This is a genomic window from Arsukibacterium ikkense, from assembly GCF_000987775.1.
In the GTDB taxonomy this organism is placed as follows: domain Bacteria; phylum Pseudomonadota; class Gammaproteobacteria; order Enterobacterales; family Alteromonadaceae; genus Alishewanella; species Alishewanella ikkense.
Genome location: NZ_LAHO01000016.1, coordinates 13,603 through 34,529, shown reverse-complemented (window position 1 = coordinate 34,529; position 20,927 = coordinate 13,603). Strand labels below are relative to the sequence as shown.

At 49.3% G+C, this 20,927-nt stretch carries 24 protein-coding genes; 18 read left to right on the top strand and 6 right to left on the bottom strand.

The annotated features are described in order from the left end of the window. Positions 1-2: 2 nt before the first annotated feature. The 8 genes from WG68_RS15380 (at position 3) to WG68_RS15345 (ending at position 6,740) form a co-directional block, all read left to right on the top strand. Complete coding sequence (locus WG68_RS15380) at positions 3-1,208, top strand: NADH:ubiquinone reductase (Na(+)-transporting) subunit B (protein ID WP_046558613.1); 1,206 nt, start codon at positions 3-5, stop codon at positions 1,206-1,208. Then, positions 1,201-2,004, top strand: a complete 804-nt coding sequence (locus WG68_RS15375; RefSeq protein WP_046558612.1) for a Na(+)-translocating NADH-quinone reductase subunit C — start codon at positions 1,201-1,203, stop codon at positions 2,002-2,004. The genes WG68_RS15380 and WG68_RS15375 overlap by 8 nt, the downstream gene beginning before the upstream one ends. Next, on the top strand, positions 1,997-2,626 hold the full coding sequence (locus tag WG68_RS15370) for an NADH:ubiquinone reductase (Na(+)-transporting) subunit D (protein ID WP_046558611.1): 630 nt from the start codon (positions 1,997-1,999) through the stop codon (positions 2,624-2,626). Before WG68_RS15375 ends, WG68_RS15370 begins: the two co-directional genes overlap by 8 nt. 10 nt (positions 2,627-2,636) lie before the next feature. Continuing rightward, positions 2,637-3,245 (top strand): NADH:ubiquinone reductase (Na(+)-transporting) subunit E, encoded by a 609-nt coding sequence (gene nqrE / locus WG68_RS15365; RefSeq protein WP_046558610.1) that lies wholly within the window; start codon positions 2,637-2,639, stop codon positions 3,243-3,245. A 20-nt stretch (positions 3,246-3,265) separates the two neighbouring features. Next, positions 3,266-4,492 (top strand): NADH:ubiquinone reductase (Na(+)-transporting) subunit F, encoded by a 1,227-nt coding sequence (gene nqrF, locus WG68_RS15360; protein ID WP_046558609.1) that lies wholly within the window; start codon positions 3,266-3,268, stop codon positions 4,490-4,492. Between the two features lie 82 nt (positions 4,493-4,574). Continuing rightward, positions 4,575-5,606, top strand: coding sequence for an FAD:protein FMN transferase (locus WG68_RS15355; RefSeq protein WP_046558608.1), 1,032 nt, complete (start codon positions 4,575-4,577; stop codon positions 5,604-5,606). A gap of 3 nt (positions 5,607-5,609) precedes the next feature. Next, positions 5,610-5,822, top strand: a complete 213-nt coding sequence (gene nqrM / locus WG68_RS15350) for a (Na+)-NQR maturation NqrM (protein WP_046558607.1) — start codon at positions 5,610-5,612, stop codon at positions 5,820-5,822. A 51-nt stretch (positions 5,823-5,873) separates the two neighbouring features. Then, entirely contained in the window at positions 5,874-6,740 is an 867-nt protein-coding gene (locus WG68_RS15345) for an MBL fold metallo-hydrolase (RefSeq protein WP_235357754.1), read from the top strand. A 60-nt stretch (positions 6,741-6,800) separates the two neighbouring features. Here the strand turns inward: WG68_RS15345 and dbpA are convergent, their stop codons facing one another. The 5 genes from dbpA to ygfZ form a co-directional block, all read right to left on the bottom strand. Next, the gene (gene dbpA / locus WG68_RS15340; RefSeq protein WP_046558605.1) at positions 6,801-8,180 is read right to left on the bottom strand and encodes an ATP-dependent RNA helicase DbpA; all 1,380 of its coding nucleotides are present in this window, start codon (positions 8,178-8,180) and stop codon (positions 6,801-6,803) included. 62 nt (positions 8,181-8,242) lie between these two features. After that, complete coding sequence (locus WG68_RS19595; protein ID WP_046558604.1) at positions 8,243-8,608, bottom strand: bactofilin family protein; 366 nt, start codon at positions 8,606-8,608, stop codon at positions 8,243-8,245. Between the two features lie 8 nt (positions 8,609-8,616). Further along, positions 8,617-9,567: a M23 family metallopeptidase gene (locus WG68_RS15330; RefSeq protein WP_046558603.1), complete on the bottom strand. Its 951-nt coding sequence runs from the start codon at positions 9,565-9,567 to the stop codon at positions 8,617-8,619. A 153-nt stretch (positions 9,568-9,720) separates the two neighbouring features. After that, on the bottom strand, positions 9,721-10,206 hold the full coding sequence (locus tag WG68_RS15325; RefSeq protein WP_046558602.1) for an FKBP-type peptidyl-prolyl cis-trans isomerase: 486 nt from the start codon (positions 10,204-10,206) through the stop codon (positions 9,721-9,723). Positions 10,207-10,216: 10 nt separating this feature from the next. Continuing rightward, entirely contained in the window at positions 10,217-11,188 is a 972-nt protein-coding gene (gene ygfZ / locus WG68_RS15320; RefSeq protein WP_046558601.1) for a tRNA-modifying protein YgfZ, read from the bottom strand. A 136-nt stretch (positions 11,189-11,324) separates the two neighbouring features. On the opposite strand from ygfZ, the gene WG68_RS15315 reads away from it, so the two are divergent. Further along, complete coding sequence (locus WG68_RS15315) at positions 11,325-11,576, top strand: FAD assembly factor SdhE (protein ID WP_046558600.1); 252 nt, start codon at positions 11,325-11,327, stop codon at positions 11,574-11,576. Beyond that, a complete protein-coding gene (locus WG68_RS19995; protein WP_324292086.1) occupies positions 11,563-12,003 on the top strand; it encodes a protein YgfX in 441 nt (146 codons plus the stop codon). The genes WG68_RS15315 and WG68_RS19995 overlap by 14 nt, the downstream gene beginning before the upstream one ends. Positions 12,004-12,014: 11 nt before the next feature. Here WG68_RS19995 and nadB read toward each other — a convergent pair whose 3' ends face one another. Next, entirely contained in the window at positions 12,015-13,625 is a 1,611-nt protein-coding gene (gene nadB, locus WG68_RS15305) for an L-aspartate oxidase (RefSeq protein ID WP_046558599.1), read from the bottom strand. A 215-nt stretch (positions 13,626-13,840) separates the two neighbouring features. On the opposite strand from nadB, the gene rpoE reads away from it, so the two are divergent. The 8 genes from rpoE to era all read left to right on the top strand — a co-directional run bounded on the left by rpoE (position 13,841) and on the right by era (position 20,924). Continuing rightward, on the top strand, positions 13,841-14,416 hold the full coding sequence (rpoE, locus tag WG68_RS15300) for an RNA polymerase sigma factor RpoE (protein ID WP_046558598.1): 576 nt from the start codon (positions 13,841-13,843) through the stop codon (positions 14,414-14,416). A 35-nt stretch (positions 14,417-14,451) separates the two neighbouring features. Next, positions 14,452-15,054 (top strand): sigma-E factor negative regulatory protein, encoded by a 603-nt coding sequence (locus WG68_RS15295; protein ID WP_046558597.1) that lies wholly within the window; start codon positions 14,452-14,454, stop codon positions 15,052-15,054. A gap of 1 nt (position 15,055) precedes the next feature. Then, the gene (locus tag WG68_RS15290) at positions 15,056-15,985 is read left to right on the top strand and encodes a MucB/RseB C-terminal domain-containing protein (protein ID WP_046558596.1); all 930 of its coding nucleotides are present in this window, start codon (positions 15,056-15,058) and stop codon (positions 15,983-15,985) included. A 14-nt stretch (positions 15,986-15,999) separates the two neighbouring features. Next, positions 16,000-16,452 carry a SoxR reducing system RseC family protein gene (locus WG68_RS15285; protein ID WP_046558595.1) on the top strand — a complete coding sequence of 151 codons (453 nt, stop codon included), beginning with the start codon at positions 16,000-16,002 and terminating at the stop codon, positions 16,450-16,452. Between the two features lie 155 nt (positions 16,453-16,607). Continuing rightward, positions 16,608-18,407, top strand: coding sequence for a translation elongation factor 4 (gene lepA / locus WG68_RS15280; RefSeq protein ID WP_046558594.1), 1,800 nt, complete (start codon positions 16,608-16,610; stop codon positions 18,405-18,407). Positions 18,408-18,418: 11 nt separating this feature from the next. After that, positions 18,419-19,342: a signal peptidase I gene (lepB, locus tag WG68_RS15275; protein ID WP_046558593.1), complete on the top strand. Its 924-nt coding sequence runs from the start codon at positions 18,419-18,421 to the stop codon at positions 19,340-19,342. Positions 19,343-19,351: 9 nt separating this feature from the next. Further along, positions 19,352-20,026: a ribonuclease III gene (gene rnc / locus WG68_RS15270; protein WP_046558592.1), complete on the top strand. Its 675-nt coding sequence runs from the start codon at positions 19,352-19,354 to the stop codon at positions 20,024-20,026. Further along, entirely contained in the window at positions 20,016-20,924 is a 909-nt protein-coding gene (era, locus tag WG68_RS15265; RefSeq protein ID WP_046558591.1) for a GTPase Era, read from the top strand. The genes rnc and era overlap by 11 nt, the downstream gene beginning before the upstream one ends. Positions 20,925-20,927: the final 3 nt, after the last annotated feature.

Genomic DNA, 20,927 nt, shown 5'->3' with positions numbered 1-20,927 from the left:
TCATGAGTTTAAAGCATTTTTTAGAGCGCATTGAACCGCAATTTGAGAAAGGCGGTAAGTATGAAAAGTGGTACGCGCTGTATGAAGCCGTTGCTACCGTGTTATACACCCCTGGTTTAGTAACCAAAAATGGCACTCATGTGCGTGACAGTATCGACCTGAAGCGGATTATGATCTTCGTTTGGCTGGCCTTGTTCCCGGCACTGTTCTTTGGTATGTACAATATCGGCCACCAGGCGGTTGAAGCGCTGATTGCCGGCTATGGCATGCCAGACAGCTGGCAGGTGGCTATTTTCCAGCTGCTGGGCGGCAGTTTAACTGAGGCCTCTGGCTGGGGCGTCAAGATGCTCTACGGCGCAGTCTGGTTTTTGCCTATTTACGCTGTGACTTTCGTGGTAGGTGGTTTCTGGGAAGTGTTGTTTGCTTCGGTGCGTAAGCACGAAGTCAACGAAGGCTTCTTCGTCAGCTCAATCCTGTTTGCGTTAATTCTGCCCGCCACTATCCCCTTGTGGCAGGTTGCTTTGGGTATTACTTTCGGTGTGGTAGTGGCCAAAGAAGTGTTCGGCGGTACTGGCCGTAACTTTTTAAACCCTGCTTTGGCCGGCCGTGCTTTTCTGTTCTTCGCTTACCCGGCACAAATTTCTGGTGATGCGGTATGGACCGTCGCTGACGGTTACTCAGGCGCAACCTGGTTAAGCAAGGCGCAAATGGGCGAACTGGATTATGCTGCTAACACCCAATTGTGGTGGGATGCCTTTATGGGCTTTATTCCCGGTTCAGTGGGCGAAACCTCAGTGTTAGCATTATTAGTTGGCGGCTTAGCCTTGATCTACTTCCGCATAGCATCCTGGCGCATTGTGCTGGGTGTGATGATTGGTATGATCTTAACCAGCTACCTGTTTAATGCTATCGGCTCTAACACTAACCCGTTATTTGCCATGCCATGGCATTGGCATTTGGTGCTGGGTGGGTTTGCGATTGGTATGTTCTTTATGGCAACAGACCCGGTATCGGCATCCTTTACCAATCAGGGCAAGTGGGCTTACGGTATTTTGATCGGTTTTATGGTGATTATGATTCGGGTGGCAAACCCGGCATATCCGGAAGGCATGATGCTGGCCATTCTGTTTGCTAACCTGTTTGCACCACTATTCGATTTCTTCGTGGCGCAAGCCAATATTAAGCGGAGGCTGGCACGCAATGTCTAGTAATAATGACACCATCAGCAAAACGCTGATAGTAGTAGTTTCTTTGTGTTTGGTATGTGCCATTGTGGTGTCTACTGCAGCGGTTCAGTTACGCCCTTTGCAAAACAAGAATAAACTGCTGGATTCTCAGGTAAACATTCTGCGCAGTGTTGGCCTGATTGAGGGTAAAGCCTCACCACAAGTGATTGCTGAAACCTTTAGCAAGCATGTTGAATCACGCTTGGTTGACTTACAAACAGGTGAAATCGTTGCTGACTGCGATAAAGCTTGTGCTGAAGCTTTTGATTATCGCCGGGCGATGCGTGACCCTGCGCAAAGCAATGCTTTGGATGGGGCAGCCGATGTTGCGTCTATCCGACGGGTTGCTGAGCGGGCGCCGGTGTATCTGACTTACGATGCCGATCGCAATCTGAAATCGGTAGTGTTACCGGTACATGGTTATGGTTTGTGGTCGACTATGCATGCTTTTTTGGCATTGGAAGTCGATGGTAATACCATTATCGGCCTCAATTACTATGAGCAGGGTGAAACCCCGGGCTTAGGTGCTGAAATCGAAAACCCGCGCTGGAAAGCACAATTCCAGGGAAAAAAATTGCTGAATGAAGCAGGTGAGTTAGCGCTGGAAGTGAAAAAGCCCGGCAATGCCAGCCCTGACTCAGCTCATGAAGTTGACGGTTTATCAGGGGCAACCTTAACCGCCAACGGGGTGCAAAATACCTTTACCTTTTGGATTGGTGAGAATGGCTTTGGTCCATTCTTAGCGAAAGTGCGTCAAGGAGCCTTAAATAATGGCTAATGCAAAAGAAATAAAAACGGTTCTGTTTGGACCTGTTTTTGCCAATAACCCGATTGCCTTGCAGGTATTGGGGATTTGTTCAGCACTGGCGGTAACAACCAAGATGGATACCGCTTTGGTGATGTGCTTTGCACTTACTTTTGTGGTGGCATTCTCTAACCTGTTTATCTCAATGCTACGCAGTCACATACCTTCAAGTGTGCGGATCATCGTGCAAATGACCATTATTGCGTCGTTGGTAATTGTGGTCGATCAGTTCTTAAAAGCCTTTGCTTTTGATTTGTCTAAGCAATTGTCGGTATTTGTTGGTTTGATCATTACCAACTGTATTGTGATGGGCCGGGCTGAAGCCTACGCCATGAAAAACTCGCCTGGTATGAGCTTTTTAGATGGTATTGGTAATGGCTTAGGTTATAGCGTGGTATTGCTGGTGGTAGCCTTTATCCGTGAATTGGGTGGTTCTGGTTCGCTGTTTGGCGTGCAAATTATGCCGCTACTGAGCGAAGGCGGCTGGTATCAGCCAATGGGCTTCCTGCTGATTGCGCCCAGTGCTTTTATTATTATCGGTTTGTTTATCTGGGTATTGCGTGCATATCGCCCGGAACAGGTAGAGAAGGCATAAGGAACAGCAAATGGAACATTATTTAAGCTTATTTGTACGTGCCGTCTTTATTGAGAATTTGGCACTAGCCTTCTTCTTAGGCATGTGTACCTTTTTAGCTGTATCGCAGAAAATTAAAACTGCGTTCGGATTAGGGGTAGCCGTTATTGTGGTACTGGGTATTTCAGTACCGGTTAATAATCTGGTGTTTCACCTGCTACTGGCGCCTGGTGCTTTGTCCTGGGCAGGGTTTCCTGAAGCAGATCTAAGCTTTCTGGGATTTTTAACCTATATCGGGGTTATTGCAGCGTTAGTGCAAATTCTGGAAATGACGTTAGATAAGTTTTTCCCGGCACTGTACAACGCCCTTGGCATCTTCTTGCCACTGATTACCGTAAACTGCGCTATTTTTGGTGCGGTGGCCTTTATGGTAGAGCGCGATTACAACTTTACTGAAAGCGTGGTATTTGGCGTCGGTAGCGGTGTAGGTTGGGCGTTAGCGATTACCTTACTGGCCGGCATCCGTGAAAAGCTGAAGTACGCTGATATTCCAGCCGGTTTGCGCGGTTTAGGGTCTACCTTTTTGGTAGTGGGTTTAATGGGATTAGGCTTTATGTCTTTCTCTGGCGTTTCACTGTAAAGCAGTAGAAGGAAAATACAATGCAAGAGATATATCTTGGCGTTGGCATGTTTACCGTCGTGGTTGTGATGCTGGTATTTATTATTCTGGCAGCAAAATCTAAACTGGTAGCCAGCGGCGACATTACAATTAGTATTAACCATGACCCAGACAAAGCCATTAAAACCAAAGCTGGCGGTAAGTTATTAGGCGCCCTGGCTGACAATGGCATTTTCCTGTCATCAGCTTGTGGCGGTGGTGGTACTTGCGGCCAGTGCCGGGTCCATATTAAATCAGGTGGCGGTGAAATTCTGCCAACTGAAATGGGTCATATCAGTAAAGGTGAAGCCCGTGAAGGCTGTCGCTTGTCCTGTCAGGTTGCGGTTAAATCTGATATGGAAATTGAAGTGGAAGAAGAAATCTTCGGTATTAAAAAGTGGGATTGTACGGTTATTTCTAATGACAACAAGGCCACCTTTATTAAAGAGCTGAAGATGGCTATTCCGGATGGCGAGTCAGTGCCGTTCCGGGCCGGTGGTTATATTCAGATTGAAGCACCAGCTCACCATGTTAAGTACAAAGACTTTGAGATCCCGCAACAGTTCCGTGGTGATTGGGAACGCTTTAATTTCTTCAGCTTAGAGTCAAAAGTAGACGAAGAAACTATCCGTGCTTATTCGATGGCTAACTACCCGGACGAAGAAGGCATTATTATGCTGAACGTGCGGATAGCAACTCCACCCCCGAATAACCTGAGCCTGCCGTGTGGCAAGATGTCTTCGTTTATCTGGGGCCTGAAAGAAGGCGATAAAGTGACTATCTCCGGACCTTTTGGTGAATTTTATGCCAAAGAAACCGAAGCAGAAATGGTATTTATTGGTGGTGGTGCGGGTATGGCCCCAATGCGCTCACACATTTTCGACCAGTTACGACGCTTAAAATCCAAACGGAAAATTAGTTTCTGGTATGGCGCCCGCTCTAAGCGTGAAATGTTTTATGTCGAAGATTTCGACATGCTGGCGGCTGAGAATGACAACTTCGAATGGCATGTGGCGTTATCTGATCCACAGCCAGAAGATAACTGGGAAGGTTACACCGGGTTTATTCATAATGTAATTTATGAAAACTACCTGAAAAACCATAAAGCCCCGGAAGACTGTGAGTTTTATATGTGCGGTCCGCCAATGATGAACAAAGCAGTAATTAACATGCTGAAAGATTTAGGTGTGGAAGACGACAACATTCTGTTGGACGACTTCGGCGGCTGATACGCGACCACCTTAGTAAAATCAAAAGGGGTAACGTTATGCGTTGCCCCTTTATGCTATTAATATGCGAGCAGGACTTACCATGAAACGCTTTGTATCTATTTCACCTATTTGGTTTATTGTCATAAGCTTATGGATTACCGGTTGCTCGCCGGCTGCCAAGCAGCCGCAGGAACACGCGCTGCAGGGTAATACCATGGGTACCACCTACAGCGTTAAGTTCTACGGCCAGCCGGCAATTGACATTAAGGCGTTGCAGCAGCAAATGGAACTGGAGCTGGAACTGATTAACGACTTAATGTCGACCTACCGGCCAGCGTCTGAATTGATGCGCTTTAACCAGTTGCAAAGCAGCGAGCCCTTCAGCTTAAGTGAACCAAGCCGCAAAGTGATTGCCGAAGCGATACGCGTTGGCGAGCAAACTGGCGGCATTATTGATATTACCGTTGGTCCTCTGGTGGAACTGTGGGGTTTTGGTGCCGCTGGCCGGATAGTCGCGCAGCCCGCCGCTGAGGCATTGGCGGCCGTGCGTGGTTATGTAGGCCTGGATAAAATCAGCCTGCATGACAACCAGTTAACGAAGCAGGATCCGAGAGTAGCCATAGATTTATCAACTATTGCTAAAGGTTATGGTGTTGATCGGTTAGCAGAAATCTTGCAAGCAGCTGGTATTAATGATTATCTGGTCGATATTGGCGGTGACATGCGGGTTAACGGTAGCAAGCCTGACCGCGCCTGGCGGGTGGCAATTGAAAAACCGGTGGCGGGTACCCGTGCCATGCAGCGCATTATTGAGCCCGGTGATATGGCATTAGCAACCTCCGGTGATTATCGTAATTTCTTTGAACAAGACGGTATCCGTTATTCGCATTTGATTGACCCACGCACTGGTGCCCCTATTTCGCACCGCACGGTATCCAGTACGGTGTTGCACCCCAGTAGCATGACAGCAGATGCTTATGCGACAGCGCTGCATATTATGGCTGCTGAAGAGGCGCTGCAATTTGCCAATAAATACCAGATCGCCGCCCTGCTGATTGTAAAAACCGATGAAGGCTTTAGTGAGCTGGTCAGTGAGGCATTTCAACCCTTTTTAAGCGAAGAAGAGAGATAGACAATGGCGGTATTTTTATTTACCTTTGGTTTATTCCTGGTGGTGGTACTTGCCATGGCCGTGGGCTTTATTGTACAACGCAAAACCCTGGCCGGCAGCTGTGGCGGCCTTGGCGAACTTAATATTGCCAAAGCCTGTGATTGTGACAAGCCCTGCGAAAAACGGCTGAAGCGGCTGCAGAAAGAGAAAATGTGGCAGGATAATAAAATCATCTGAATGGTTTATCGTTACGTATAGGGTAAACTTTTAATTTAACTAAGGATAATCATGATGCCAAGGTTACTACCCTACACGTTAATACTGCTGTTGCTATTAAGTTTACCAGCGCTGGCCAATCGTTTTGCCAACGTGGAAATAAAAGCTACGCCGCTGGCAGACAACCTCTTTCTGTTAACCGGCTCTGGTGGCAACATGGCTGCGCTGGTGACGGCGCAGGAGGTTATTTTAATTGATGCCCAGTTTGCAGAGCTGGCAGATAAAATTAATGCAAAACTGACTGAAATCAGTGACGGTAAAGCCCTCGGTACCCTGATTAACACCCACCTGCACGCCGACCATGTTGGTGGCAACAGCGCGCTAATGCCTAAACGAATTATTGCCCATGATAATGTGTTAACGCGTTTAACTGCCGATCCGGCGTTCCCGCGTTCAGGGCTACCGACTGAAACCTTTAGTAAGCAGTTAAGCCTGCACGTCGGTGGTCGGAAAATCCGCCTGGAATACTTGCCACCCAGCCACACTGACGGTGACGTTATTGTCTGGTTTGAAGACAGCAACGTACTGCATATGGGCGATATGTTGTTCGAAGGGCGTTTTCCGTTTATCGATTTAAACAATGGCGGTTCGGTGCGTGGTTATATTGCTAATATCGCCTATGTTATCGACCTGATTGATGACGATACCAAAGTGATCCCAGGGCATGGCGAGCTGACCGACAAGGCTGGCTTGCAGCGCTTTTATCAAATGATGCTGCAAACTCTGGCTCAGGTTGAACAGCAGCAGGCCAAAGGCCTGAACGCGGAGCAAATAGTTGCGGCCGGCCTGGGCGAGCAGTGGCAAAGCTGGCACTGGAATTTTATTACTGAACAGCGCTGGATTAACACCTTATTACAAGCTGAGCCATTAACTCAGTAAAGTGGGCAGCGTTGCCAGTGTTATTTTGCTGGCAACGGCTGCAACAGGCTTAGCCTGGCGTTATAAACGCCATACCCGGTATTTTTTGCCTTTCATGCGGCCTTCGTTTAATAACGTCAGTGCCTGTTTCGCTACGTTACGGCTGACTGCAACAAAAGCGACTGTGTCCAATAACTGAATCTTGCCAATATCCGCAAAGGCAATACTGTTGTTACTGGTAAGGGCTCCAACGATATCGGCTGGACGTAATTTATGCTTTTTACCGCCGTCTATTTGCAGGGTTTGCATAGCCGGCTCTGGCAGGCTTTGCTGTAATACAGTATTAGCGGGTAGGGGCCGCGCGGTGATCTCCAGGTTTAATTGCTCAGCCAACGCATTAAGCTTTTGACCATCGTCCGGGCTTAACAACGAGCAGGCAATACCGCTGTTACCGGCACGACCGGTGCGGCCAATCCGGTGGGTATGGGTCGCCACATCATGTGCCAGCTGATAGTTGATCACTAAATCCAGTTTTTCAATATCCAGGCCCCGGGCCGCAACATCTGTCGCCACTAACACGCTGACACTGTTATTGCTGAATTTAAGCAGAGCATGTTCGCGATCCCGCTGCTCTAAATCACCGTGCAACGCCATCACGCTGACGCCCGCCTGCATTAAGGTGTCGGCTAAATCCTGGGTTTCCCGCTTGGTATTGCAAAAGACAACAGTGCTGGCGGCCTGAAACTGGTGCAATAACAATTTAACCGCGTCAGCGCGCCGGGTGCCGTCCAGCTGAAAAAATTGTTGCTCGATAGTGCTCTGGGTATGCGGACTGGCCACTGTTACCGTAACGGGTGACTGCATAATATTATCGGCAATCTGACGTACAGCCTTATCAAAGGTAGCGCTGAATAACAGGGTTTGCCGCTGGGCTGGTACCTCTGCCAGAATGGCATTCAGAGCATCGGCAAAGCCCATTTCCAGCATGCGATCGGCTTCATCCAGCACTAAGGTGGTTAAATTGCTTAAATCCAGCCGTTGTTGCTGTAAGTGATCCAGTACCCGGCCCGGTGTGCCAACAATAATATGGGCGCCATGTTCCAGTGAGACGATCTGGCTGCGGGTCGGCACGCCACCACAGAGAGTCAGCACTTTAATATTATGAATGTTGCGGGCTAATTTGCGAATTTCGGCAGCAACCTGTTCAGCCAGTTCGCGGGTTGGGCATAGCACCAGGCTTTGAATACGAAAGCGCTTTACATCCAGCTTGGCCAGCAAACCGAGGGCAAATGCTGCGGTTTTACCTGAGCCGGTTTTGGCCTGAGCAATCACATCCTGGCCAGCCAGAATAGCAGGCAGGCTTTGGGCCTGTACCGCTGTCATGTCGTGATATTCGAGGCTGGTTAAGCATTCAAGCAGGGGGGCTGGCAAAGCCAGTTGGCTAAAACATTGGTCAGACACGATGATTTCCTGTAACTAAATAACAGGACGCCGCCTGCAAAGGGGCGGCATTATAGCAGAAGTTACTGTGCTTTGTTCTCAATTCTGTTTTCTGAGCGGCTGGCAGAGTGTTTTTCCGCTTTCTGATCCGCGATCTGCTCTACTTTAGTATCAGGCTTGCTCAGGCTAACTACCTGCTCTTGTGAGGTTGGCTGAGTTTCACCAATAAAGCTACCGCCACGTTCAATGCACAAGTCGTCACTGTGAATGATGCCATGAGCTTTACCGTGCGGTAATATTTCTACCGTGTTGGCAAACAGTTCACCGTCAAATAAACCATTAATGATGACTTTGTCGGCCGTTACCTGCGCCTTTACCCGGCCGGCAGCACTGATAATCAGGGTTTTTTCGCTGGTAATCACGCCTTCAACATAGCCATCTACCTGCATATCACAACTTAGTCGGATGCTTCCGATAATTGAGCATCCCGCAGCGACAACAGTTGTAGTTGTGTGCTTGCTTTGGTTTGTAGCATCGTTACTAAAGAATCCCATTTAATGCTCCGTTCTTTTTCAAATACCAGGTCAAAATTATTGCTGTCCCAGTCCATAAAGTGCTGAGGATTCAGTGACCGGTCTAAAAAGTGAATTTCATAATGCAGATGCGGTGCCGTTGAGTTACCGGTATTGCCAGACGTTGCTATCAGCTGGCCTTTGTGCACGAAGTTGCCGTTCGCCACCTTAAATTCATCTAAATGTGCATATAACGTTGAAAAGCCAAAGGCATGGCGAATTTTTAACAGGTTGCCATAACCATTCTTACTCGGGCGAACCGCTTCCACCACACCGTCGGCCGGCGCATAGATAGGGGTGCCGCGGTTAGCCGATAAGTCAATGCCATTATGATGTTGTTGCTTGCCCATAATAGGGTGTGTGCGTACCCCAAAGCGAGATGAGCGGCGCCGGAACTCTAAAGGCGAACCGTTTGGCACTAATTGTAACATGGCCATTTTTGCGCTGGAGTTTACTGTAGCCGTGTCCAAACGCGCTTCTAAATCTTGTGGGAATTCTTGTTCCAGCCCCAGTGTCAACTCAATTTCGCCCAGCCGGGTGCTCACCTGCAGCATCTCATCTTGTTTTATACTGAGTTCGTGCTGTAGTTGTTCGCGGGTCTGGCTAAGTTCGGTGATCTCTGCTGCCAGATGCTCAGCTTGTGCGGCCAGCAGTTGTTGCTGGTTTTTGGTGTGGTCAACCGTTTTCAGTAAATAATCGATCACCGCCGCTGTAATAATTACCGTAAATAAAATGAGCCATAAGCTAATGACGGCATTGCGTTTAAACAATTTGCTGATACTAAAGTGGCGGGTACCATTGATGCTCGATACCGAGATAATAATGCGATCTTTCATCTGATATAACAGCTTTTACAATGGTTGCAAATAAGATAAGAGGTCAAAATAGGGTGCTTTGTCGCTGCTGTCAAGGTTTTCGTCGCGTGGTGTTAGCGCAAAACCGCAGCCGGATGCTGCGGTTTTCAGTTTAATTGTAGTGTTGCTAAAGGCTTAGTGGCTGTCGGTGCCATCAATACCATGAACATGGCCATGTGCTAATTCTTCTTCGGTAGCATCCCGTACTTTCAGCACTTCAACTGCAAAACTTAACTCGATGCCAGACAGTGGATGGTTGCCATCTACCACCACTTCTTCGTCGGTCACCTCCAGAATAATCACGGGTTGCTCGCGGCCATCTGGCCCGGCAGCCCGAAAACGCATACCCGGCGAGACGTCCATGCCTTCAAACATCGACTTGGGTACAGCTTGCACCAGTTGGTCATGGCGTTCGCCGTAGGCTTCTGCAGGCGCTATGGTGGCCGTAAAGGTGTCACCAATAGTTTTGCCGGCTAAAGCTTGTTCTAAACCGGGGATTAATGCGCCATGGCCAAATAAAAACACCAAAGGCTCGCCATCAATAGATGAATCCAATTGGTTACCCTGAGCATCGGTAACGGTGTAATGCATGGCGACGACTTTGTCTTGGGAAATGGTCATGAAAACCTCTTTAACTTAAATGATAAGGTAACGGTAGCAACTGCAATGCTGGCGCACTGTCTGATTTTAACCGCAATGAGTCTGCCGGTGTTATGTCATTAGGCAGTACAGCAATTAACCACAGTTGGTTATTGATATTGACGGCATTAATAACCTGGCCCACCCGGCGCCAGTTGTCGTTGAACTGTTGTTCGATGTCGCAGCCTGCAGCAGGGGCTTCATCGGTTTCGGCTTGTAATATCCAGGCAGCGCGCTTATTGCGGCCCAAATATTTCATTCTGGCCACCGTTTCCTGGCCTAAATAGCAACCTTTACTAAAACTAATGGCATCTACCGCCTGTAAGTTAAGCATTTGCGGCACAAATTCGCCAATCAACGGCTGCTCCAGATAACATAAACCATGCAGAATATGCTGTTTTAGCCACAGGGTTGGTGCTGCTAATGGTAAGGTGCTGTCTAATAGTGTAATGGCGTCTGGTTTTGGCATTAGCAACATATAATGCTGGTCGGCCAGTTGCAGCAGTGCGCTCTGGTTGTGCCGGCTCAGGCCGCCCTTGCCAGCTGGCGGCGTAAAGCCCAGCTGGCGGATCAGCTGTTCTGCACCTTCGCCAGCGATACCCAGCACAGCAAAAGTATCCTGGCAAGGCTCAAAGCTGGCTTTGGAGAATACGGCGAATTTGCGCCACTGCGCCAAAGACGCGTTCAGTTCATCACGAAAGGCAACCACCAGCAGATCGTCAGAATGCTCAAGCAGATGAAATACCGACCAGGTTTTACCCTTGGCATCGCAATGGGCACCGCGTAAAAAGCTGTCAGCGTTAAGCTGATCAACATCGCAGGTTGTTTGGCTTTGCATATATTTGCGATTATCAGCACCCGATATTCTGATAACCTCAAACGCCGGCAGCGGCGCGATAAAAGCGCCCTGAACCTGATTAGACAATTGACCGTAACTCTGTGCAGTTAGCCAGGATGTATGCATTGTTTATATCACCAGAAGTATCACCAAAGCGAAGATAGTTGTAACATTGGGGCAGTCAAACAAAGCTCAACCCCACAGCGGCAGATTTGTCAGGCTGGCGCTATTTTTATCAGATATTTAGCAGTAAGGGATCAGAATGACAGAATTAATGATTAAACCACGTTTGCGCTGGGCTTGCCGTCGCGGCATGCTGGAGCTGGATGTGCTGTTGGCCCCGTTTGTTGAAGAAGGCTATGACGCTTTGTCACTGCAGCAAAAGCAAGATTTTGAGCGCTTGCTGGCATGCGACGACCCTGACTTATTTGCCTGGTTTATGGGCCATGCTAAGTCTGCTGATCCAGCGCTGCAAGCGCTGATTAGGGTTATTTTAGACCGTGTCCGGGTGTAGTGTCTCAATTAAGCTGTCGCGTTGGCGCCAGTACGGTATATTGGCGCTGGGCAGTCTGTTGTTTGCATTATTTTGTATTGAGCCCCTGCCGCTAGTGACGCTGGGCCTGGCCGCGCCCTTTCTCTGCGCTCTGTTTTGGTTGGGCATAAGCTGTTATCAACAAGGGCCGCCAGCTATGGGCTTAACATTAAACGTTGACGGTCAGTTGCGTTGGTGGCAAAGCGCTTTGCCCGCGGGACAGTTGATGGTGGGTAGCCTGGTCAGCGAATATGGTTTATTGCTGCGCTGGCACGATGCTGATAATCGACAGTATCAGCAATGGTTGCTTTATGATCAGCTGACAATTGCCGATTACCGCGCGCTGGCCAGGCAGTTAAATCAGGTTAACTGGCAAGGCCAGAGCAACAGCAACCACGGCAACAGTTAATAACAGAGCGCTTAAACGCTTGCTATGGGCGTCAGAGTGGTTGGCAAGGCTTCAGGTAACAGCTCAGGGTAATCGAGATTATAGTGCAGGCCCCGGCTTTCTTTGCGGGCCATGGCGCAGCGGATAATCAATTCTGCAACCTGGGCCAGATTGCGCAGCTCCAACAGGTTATGGCTTAGCCGGAAATGGCTGTAATAGTCGTGAATTTCAGATTGTAATAATTCCACCCGGTGTAAGGCGCGCTCCAGCCGTTTGTTGGTGCGAACAATACCGACGTAATCCCACATAAACAGCCGCAGTTCATGCCAGTTGTGGGTAATGACAATTTCTTCATCGGAATCATTTACCCGGCTTTCATCCCATGGCGCAATAGCAGCGTAACGAGCACTGGCCGATAACTGGCTTAAAATATGTTTGGCAGCAGCTTGCGCAAACACCACACATTCCAGCAGTGAATTACTGGCCATCCGGTTGGCTCCATGCAAACCGGTGTACGCGACTTCGCCAATGGCGTACAGGTTGTGTAAATCGGTCTGGCCATTCAGGTTGGTGACAACGCCGCCACAAGTGTAGTGCGCAGCCGGGACTACCGGTATTGGCTGGCGGCAAATATCAATACCAACACTTAAACACTTGGCATAAATCGTCGGAAAGTGCTCGATAATAAAGTTTTTCGGCTGGTGGCTGATATCCAGATACAGACAATGCGCACCGAGTCGCTTCATTTCGTAGTCGATTGCCCGGGCTACAATGTCCCGTGGTGCCAACTCGGCGCGCTCGTCAAACTCCGGCATAAAACGGCTACCATCAGGCCGGCGCAAATAAGCGCCTTCACCGCGCATCGCCTCGGTGATTAAAAAATTCGGCGCATCGGGGTGATACAAGCTGGTGGGATGAAACTGGTTAAACTCCATGTTGGCTACCCGGCAGCCGGCCCGCCAGGCCATGGCAATGCCATCGCCACTGGCCACATCCGGGTTACTGGTATATAAATACACTTTGCTGGCACCGCCGGTGGCCAGCGCCACAAAATGTGCTTTAATGGTTTCTACCTTGGCGTCTGTTTTATTCCAGACATAGGCGCCATAGCATTTTTTCGGATCCAGCCCCAGTTTGCTGCCATTAATTAAGTCGATGGCATTGTAGTTTTCCAGCAGCTTGATATTTGGGTGGCGTTTAACCTGGTCGACCAGGGTTATTTGCACAGCCTGGCCGGTGGCATCCGCTGCATGTAAAATACGCCGGTGGCTATGGCCGCCCTCGCGGGTCAGGTGATACTTCAGGCTGCCATCGCTATCCTGGTACTGATCAAAGGGTACGCCTTGCTGTATCAGCCAATGCATCGCTTCTTTGGCATGCTCGGCGGTATATTGCACGGCAGTTTCGTCACATAAGCCAGCGCCGGCAATTAAGGTGTCGTTAACATGAGAAGCAATACTGTCATTTTCGTCAAACACGGCGGCAATGCCGCCCTGGGCATATAAGGTAGAGCCTTCACGTAGCGGCCCTTTGCTCAACACCAGCACTTTCGCATCAGCAGCCAGCTGTAGTGCCAGGGATAAGCCAGCCGCACCACTGCCAATAATTAAAACGTCACAATGATATTCATTTTGTCGTGTCATGCGATACACTTATCCCCATTGAGCCTTAATGTTTGGGTAACCTTGGGGTTACCGCTGCCAATACCCGACAGCCAGACTGTTGGATCAGCTTATTGTAGCGGTTTTGTCATAATATACAGAACTATTTATTGTGGCCATGGTCAGAGCAACAACGCCAGACATGGGCCATGTATAATCGACATCCTAATCAGTATTACAGGGGACAGGCTCACAGAATGAGCGAGCAAGAATTAGATTGGCAAATTGTCCAGCGGGTACAACAAGGTGATAAAGCCGCATTTAATCTGTTGGTAAAAAAATATCAGCATCGGATTGCGAACTTAATTTCCCGTTATGTCTCTAACCATGGAGATGTGGCAGACGTTGCGCAGGAAGCATTTATTAAAGCGTATCGGGCGATGCCGGGTTTTCGTGGTGAAAGTGCTTTTTATACCTGGTTGTACCGCATTGCGGTTAACAGTGCAAAAAATTATCTGGTAGCAAACGGCCGCAAGCCGCCGGCTACCGATGTTGATGCGGAAGACGCAGAGTATTTTGAAGGTAGCGATGCTTTAAAAGAGCAAGATTCGCCAGAGCGATTATTATTGTCTGATGAAATTCGGACAGTGGTGTTTAATACCATAGATAAATTGCCTGATGAACTTCGTACCGCTATTACTCTCAGAGAGCTTGAAGGGTTAAGCTACGAAGAAATTGCAGAAGTGATGGCTTGCCCCATAGGTACGGTGCGCAGTCGGATCTTCCGGGCACGTGAAGCAATAGATATACAGCTTAAACCGTTAATAAGTTAACCCTTACAATAAACAGCAAGCAGACAGGAAATATTATGTCGTCAGAAAAGCAAGATTGGCTCTCAGCCGCGAGTGATAACCGGCACATCAGTGATACTGAGCTTGACCAGTTATTGCGCCAGCCAGAGCTACAGCAAAAGCTGGAACGATACCAACTGGCTGCGGCTATTTTCCGGCAGGAAAAAACAGCGCCTCTGCCTGAAAATTTTAGCGCTGACATCGCCGCATTATTGCAAGACGAGCCCACTTATCAATTAAGCCAAAGCCGTAGCTTGTTACAAAAAGTAGCTGCGGGTTTACACTATGCAGCAAATGGCAGTTGGTTAAAACCTGCTGCCCAGGGCGCTGTGGCGGCCAGTGTGGCGTTATTTGCTGTACTAGGGGTGCAACAATATCAGCAGCCACTGGAACAGGAGTTACTGCTGCCCAGTCCGGTATTGCAAACTAATCCGATAGGCGGTTTCGCTACCCCGGTTAGTCTGAGTTCAACCACAGCAGATAGCCGTTTTGTAGAGCAGGAGCAACAAGCCATGCAAGAGCAACAACGGCGACTGCAGGCGTTATTGCATGCTCATCGGCAGCAGGTGCGGACTATGGAGCAAGATAAAGCCACAACCGGGCAAGAAAACGAGCAGTAATATGAGCAAAGTAGTAAGCTTTTGTTGCACCCTGTTGTTATTGTGCAGTAGCTTGCTGCAGGCTGATGAAGCCGGTTGGGCTCTGTTTGAACGTGTTCAGCAAAGTGTTAAACAGTATAATTTTGATAGTTCTTTTGTGGTGTTCAAGGGTAGCCAGGTAGAAACCTTCCGCTGGCAGCATGGCCGTAAAGGTGACAAAGAAATTGAACATCTGGTGCCCCTGGACGCCGAAGGGGTCGATATTTTACGCCGTGACGGCGTTGTCTATTATTTTTTAACTGATCGTCCGGCCCTGGTGACATACAGCAACACTATTAAAGAACTGCCTGCGATACTTTTTCAAAACAGCCAGCAAATTCGTCAGCTTTATACGGCAGTACCCGGTAGCAGCATGGTGATGTCCGGCCATACGGCGCAGCTGCTGCGCCTCAGCGCTACGGATCCGGGCAGGCACAGTTACTGGTTGTGGATTGAAGCAGAGTCGGGTTTCCCGCTGCGCATTGACGTGATGTCTGAACAGCAGGCACCACTGGAACGCTGGTTAGTTACCCATATGCGCATTAGTGCTGAATTCCCTGATAATCTGCAGCGCTTGCTGGACAGCGAACTCCCTGAACCCGCGCCGCGTGCCGCCGGTGCCCGCTTACCTGATACTCAGCTGCAGCTCACCTGGTTACCCGCTGGTTACCAGTTGGTAGATACTCCCTACGTTGCACCACAGCTGCAGCAAAACCTGCTTAGTTACTGGTTGCTGACAGATGGTTTGCATCAGGTATCAGTATTTGTGCAACCGAGCCAGCGCATGCCAACCCAGGCCTATCGTGACGGCGCTACCACTATTTATATGCTAAGCGCCGCCCAGCACGATATTACGGTTATCGGCCCGGTGAGTATTGATGTGGCAGAGCGACTCGCTGGCGCAGTGCGCTAAAGGCAGGGCTGAACATGATTGAACAAATCGCGACAGTGCTGGCCGTTGAAAGTGACGGTGTATGGCTGGGCACTACACCAGTGAGCACCTGCAATAGCTGTCAGGTCAGCAATGATTGTGGTAGCGGTATTGTTGCCAAAACCCTGACGCCACGGCAAAGCCGGTTTTTTGTGGCGACCGATGTGCCGCTATTACCCGGCGAGCGGGTTACGGTGGCAACGTCTGAACAGCAGCTGGTGCTGGCGGCGCTGCTGGTGTATTTGTTGCCGTTGGTGTTGCTATTGGGGTTTGCTTTACTGGTGCATTTCAGCTGGCAGGCAACCGAAGGTTGGCTGGTGCTGGCAGCTGCTGTGGGTGCAGCTTGTGGTTTGGCGATGGCCCGCTACTATGGCAACAAGATGGTGCAACAGCAGCCGCTGATCATTACGGCCGTATTACCTGAATTAAATGTCCAGCAAGTGTCCTGAGCCATTGGCGAAGAACACATAGCAAGCTTGCCGCTTATAGAGTACAATTCCCGCTAATTTTTTACAGCATCGGTATCACAATAACTGTGCTTTTACCTGGCACATTGCAGCTTATTGTTAGTACCCCCAGTATATTTCGGACATTCGCGGATCACATGGCAAAACTTAATAACATCAGAAATTTCTCCGTCATCGCCCACATTGACCATGGTAAATCGACGCTTTCAGACCGGCTGATCCAATATTGTGGCGGCTTAGCCGATCGCGAAATGCAGCAGCAGGTGCTGGACTCGATGGATCTGGAGCGTGAGCGCGGCATTACTATTAAAGCGCAAAGTGTCACCCTGAACTATACCGCTGATGATGGCATAACTTATCAGCTGAACTTTATTGATACCCCGGGTCATGTCGATTTTACCTATGAAGTCAGCCGCTCGCTGGCTGCTTGTGAAGGTGCTTTATTGGTGGTGGATGCCGGCCAGGGCGTGGAAGCGCAAACCGTCGCCAACTGTTACACCGCATTAGAAATGAATCTGGAAGTGATCCCGGTACTGAACAAAATCGACTTACCCCAGGCTGAGCCAGAGCGGGTAGCCGAAGAAATTGAAGATATTATAGGTATTGAAGCGCTGGGGGCAGTGCAGTGCTCGGCTAAAACCGGCTTTGGTATTAAAGATGTCCTGGAAACTATTGTTAAAAAAATTCCACCGCCGGAAGGCGAAGCCGACCAGCCGACTCAGGCACTGATTATTGACTCCTGGTTTGACGCCTACCAGGGCGTCGTGTCGCTGGTGCGGGTAAAACATGGTTCAATCAAAACCAAAGACAAAATTAAAGTGATGTCGACCGGTCAGGTGTATGAAGTGGACAAAGTCGGGGTCTTTAGCCCGAAAGCTACCAATACCGGTGAGTTAAAAACCGGTGAAGTGGGTTTTGTTATTGCCGGTATTAAAGAAATTAAAGGTGCGCCTGTAGGCGACACCCTGACGTTAGCCAAAAACAGTGCAGACAAGCCCTTACCGGGTTTTAAACGGATTAAACCGCAGGTTTATGCGGGTGTGTTTCCGGTATCCAGTGATGACTACGAAGACTTCCGTGACGCGCTGGCGAAGCTGAGCCTGAACGACTCCTCCTTGTTCTATGAACCGGAAAACTCGGGTGCGTTGGGTTTTGGTTTTCGGATTGGTTTCCTCGGCATGTTGCACATGGAAATTATTCAGGAGCGACTGGAGCGCGAATACGACTTAGATTTAATTACCACTGCGCCTACCGTAGTGTACGAAGTGGTGAAAAAAGACGGCGAAGTCATCCTGATTGATAACCCCAGCGATTTACCGGCAGTGAATGATATTGCTGAAATTCATGAGCCGATTGTGGAGGCGCATATTCTGGTGCCGCAGGAATACCTGGGTAATGTTATTACCCTGTGTATTGAGAAGCGCGGTACCCAGACCAATATGCTGTACCACGGCCGTCAGGTCGCGGTGACATACGAGCTGCCAATGGCGGAAGTGGTAATGGACTTTTTTGACAAGTTAAAGTCAACCAGTCGTGGTTATGCCTCGCTTGATTATGCCTTTAAACGCTTTCAAACTTCTAACATGCAACGGGTTGATATTCTGATTAATGGCGAGCGGGTAGATGCGCTGGCGATTATCAGCCATATCGACTTTGCCCAGAGCCGAGGCCGCCAGTTAGCCGAAAAACTAAAAGAGCTGATCCCGCGGCAAATGTTTGATATTGCTATTCAGGCTGCGATTGGCAACCATGTGATTGCCCGTACCACCATTAAGCAAATGCGCAAAAACGTGCTGGCAAAATGTTACGGTGGTGATATCAGCCGTAAGAAAAAGCTGTTGCAAAAGCAGAAAGACGGTAAAAAACGGATGAAGCAGGTGGGTAACGTTGAAGTGCCGCAAGAGGCCTTCCTGGCCATTTTGAAAGTTGGCAAATAAAAGGGAAACGCATGGCCGGTTATTTTGCAATATTATTAGTTTTACTTACTCTGGTCAGCGGCCTGATTTGGCTGTTTGATGCGCTGGTGCTGGCACCCAAGCGCAAAGAGCGGCTGGTGCTGGCGCAAAGCGGCGCGGCGGGTCAGTTACCGGCTGAAACCAGTGATACCTTATTAAAAGAGCCGGCAGTGGTTGAAACGGCAAAGTCGATTTTTCCGGTGATTGCGGCTATTACCTTATTTCGCTCGTTCTTATATGAGCCGTTTCAAATTCCATCAGGTTCAATGATGCCGACCTTGCTGGTAGGTGATTTTATTCTGGTCGAAAAATACTCCTATGATGTGAAAGACCCGGTATGGCGCAAAACGCTGTATCACAACAAGTTACCTAAGCATGGTGATGTTGCGGTATTTAAATACCCGGAGCAGCCCACTGTCGATTTTATTAAACGTATAGTTGGCTTGCCGGGCGACCGGATTATTTACCGGGATAAGCAGCTGTATATCGAGAAGGCCTGTGTTGAGGGGCAAACCAGCGGTTGTGGCGCCCTGGAGCGGGTAGCGCAAACCCTGCTGCCAGACAATCAGTTTTATCAGGGGCAGCTGCCGCAAAGCCGCTACCGCGAAGCACTGGGTGAAAATGGCCATGACATCCTGGTGACCCGCGGCGTGCCTGATCAAATCCGGGGTTACTATCAGCAACAGGGCACCGCTGTCGACGAATTTATGGTACCGGCAGGCCACTACTTTGCTATAGGTGATAACCGTGATAATAGTCGTGACAGCCGGTTCTGGGGTTTTGTGCCCGCCGACAACCTGGTAGGTAAGGCGGTATTTATCTGGATGAGTTTTGAATTCAGCGAGAACCCAAATAGCTGGTTACCAGGCTGGGTACCGGTTGGCGTGCGGTTTGAGCGCCTTGGTAAAATTGAATAAGGCAGGCTGATGCTACAACCGGTTAAACCGTTAATGAATAAACTGGGGTATCAGTTTGCTAACCCCGAGTTGCTGGAGCAAGCGCTAACTCATCGCAGCTGCAAAGGTAAGCACAATGAGCGGCTGGAGTTTCTGGGTGACGCTGTGCTGGGCTTGATTATTGCCCAAACCTTATTTGAGTTATTTCCGCAAACCCGCGAGGGTGACTTAACCCGGATGCGCTCGGCGCTGGTAAAAGGGGTAACCCTGGCAGAAATTGCGCAGGAATTAGCAATAGCTCAGTATTTACGGCTGGGGCCGGGTGAGCTGAAAAGCGGCGGCCATCGGCGCGAGTCAATCCTTGCTGATGCGCTGGAAGCGATTTTAGGTGCTATCTTTTTAGACAGCGGCATGGAAGCCTGTCGTGAGCGAATTCTGACATGGTTTGGTGAGCGCTTAAAGCAGATTGCGCCCGGCGAACAGAAAGATTCTAAGACCCGTTTGCAGGAATATCTGCAAGGCTTGCGCTTGCCATTGCCAGTGTATGACGTGATCGCGACGGCCGGTGAGGCTCATCAACAAACTTTTACAGTGCGTTGCACTGTCCCTGGCCTTAAGCCTATTACTGCCGCAGGCAGTTCACGGCGTAAGGCCGAACAAGATGCTGCACATGCGGCTTTGGAACAGATTAAAAATGAACGATAACCCTGCGCCGACTACCTATGCCGGTTTAGTGGCAATAGTGGGCCGGCCTAATGTTGGCAAATCTACCCTATTAAATAAACTGGTTGGCCAGAAAGTCAGTATTACCTCTAAGAAACCGCAAACCACCCGTCACCGGATAGTCGGCATCGATACGGTTGATAATTATCAGACGGTTTACGTCGATACACCAGGTTTGCATATTGATGAAAGGCGGGCCATTAACCGGCTGATGAATAAAGCCGCCAGCAGTTCTATCGCTGATGTCGAGCTGGTGTTGTTTGTGGTGGAAGGCACCCGCTGGCACGATGATGATCAGATGGTACTGAATAAGCTGATTGCCTCTGAAAAGCCGGTGGTGTTGGTGGTAAACAAAGTGGATTTATACAAGGATAAATCTGAACTGTTGCCGCATTTGCAGTGGTTGGGCAGCCAGCTTAACTTTGTTGACGTGGTGCCGTTATCTGCTGAGAGCGGCGATAACGTGGCGGCACTGCGTAAAGTGGTGCAGCAACACTTGCCTTTGTGTGAGTTCTTTTTTCCGGAAGACTATATTACTGACCGCTCGCAGCGCTTTATGGCGGCAGAAATTGTCCGCGAAAAACTGATGCGCTTTCTTGGTGATGAACTGCCTTACTCGGTAACAGTTGAAATTGAGCGTTTTAAGTGGGAAGAGAAGCATTTTCATATTGCTGCCTTAGTATTGGTGGAGCGGGAAAGTCAGAAACGCATGGTAATTGGCAATAAAGGCGAACGGATTAAAACCATTGCCACCGAAGCCAGGCTGGATATGGCCACCATGTTAGAACAGCCGGTATTTCTGCAAGTGTGGGTAAAGGTAAAATCGGGCTGGGCCGATGACGAACGTGCCTTGCGCAGTCTCGGTTATGGTGAAGATTAACCG

Excerpts from the sequence above, each read along its gene's own strand:
- WG68_RS15380 (WP_046558613.1), top strand. The coding sequence starts at position 3 with ATGAGTTTAAAGCATTTTTTAGAGCGCATTGAACCGCAATTTGAGAAA.
- WG68_RS15375 (WP_046558612.1), top strand. The coding sequence starts at position 1,201 with ATGTCTAGTAATAATGACACCATCAGCAAAACGCTGATAGTAGTAGTT.
- WG68_RS15370 (WP_046558611.1), top strand. The coding sequence starts at position 1,997 with ATGGCTAATGCAAAAGAAATAAAAACGGTTCTGTTTGGACCTGTTTTT.
- nqrE (WP_046558610.1), top strand. The coding sequence starts at position 2,637 with ATGGAACATTATTTAAGCTTATTTGTACGTGCCGTCTTTATTGAGAAT.
- nqrF (WP_046558609.1), top strand. The coding sequence starts at position 3,266 with ATGCAAGAGATATATCTTGGCGTTGGCATGTTTACCGTCGTGGTTGTG.
- WG68_RS15355 (WP_046558608.1), top strand. The coding sequence starts at position 4,575 with ATGAAACGCTTTGTATCTATTTCACCTATTTGGTTTATTGTCATAAGC.
- nqrM (WP_046558607.1), top strand. The coding sequence starts at position 5,610 with ATGGCGGTATTTTTATTTACCTTTGGTTTATTCCTGGTGGTGGTACTT.
- WG68_RS15345 (WP_235357754.1), top strand. The coding sequence starts at position 5,874 with ATGATGCCAAGGTTACTACCCTACACGTTAATACTGCTGTTGCTATTA.
- WG68_RS19595 (WP_046558604.1), bottom strand. The coding sequence starts at position 8,608 with ATGCAGGTAGATGGCTATGTTGAAGGCGTGATTACCAGCGAAAAAACC.
- WG68_RS15330 (WP_046558603.1), bottom strand. The coding sequence starts at position 9,567 with ATGAAAGATCGCATTATTATCTCGGTATCGAGCATCAATGGTACCCGC.
- WG68_RS15325 (WP_046558602.1), bottom strand. The coding sequence starts at position 10,206 with ATGACCATTTCCCAAGACAAAGTCGTCGCCATGCATTACACCGTTACC.
- ygfZ (WP_046558601.1), bottom strand. The coding sequence starts at position 11,188 with ATGCATACATCCTGGCTAACTGCACAGAGTTACGGTCAATTGTCTAAT.
- WG68_RS15315 (WP_046558600.1), top strand. The coding sequence starts at position 11,325 with ATGACAGAATTAATGATTAAACCACGTTTGCGCTGGGCTTGCCGTCGC.
- nadB (WP_046558599.1), bottom strand. The coding sequence starts at position 13,625 with ATGACACGACAAAATGAATATCATTGTGACGTTTTAATTATTGGCAGT.
- rpoE (WP_046558598.1), top strand. The coding sequence starts at position 13,841 with ATGAGCGAGCAAGAATTAGATTGGCAAATTGTCCAGCGGGTACAACAA.
- WG68_RS15295 (WP_046558597.1), top strand. The coding sequence starts at position 14,452 with ATGTCGTCAGAAAAGCAAGATTGGCTCTCAGCCGCGAGTGATAACCGG.
- WG68_RS15290 (WP_046558596.1), top strand. The coding sequence starts at position 15,056 with ATGAGCAAAGTAGTAAGCTTTTGTTGCACCCTGTTGTTATTGTGCAGT.
- WG68_RS15285 (WP_046558595.1), top strand. The coding sequence starts at position 16,000 with ATGATTGAACAAATCGCGACAGTGCTGGCCGTTGAAAGTGACGGTGTA.
- lepA (WP_046558594.1), top strand. The coding sequence starts at position 16,608 with ATGGCAAAACTTAATAACATCAGAAATTTCTCCGTCATCGCCCACATT.
- lepB (WP_046558593.1), top strand. The coding sequence starts at position 18,419 with ATGGCCGGTTATTTTGCAATATTATTAGTTTTACTTACTCTGGTCAGC.
- rnc (WP_046558592.1), top strand. The coding sequence starts at position 19,352 with ATGCTACAACCGGTTAAACCGTTAATGAATAAACTGGGGTATCAGTTT.
- era (WP_046558591.1), top strand. The coding sequence starts at position 20,016 with ATGAACGATAACCCTGCGCCGACTACCTATGCCGGTTTAGTGGCAATA.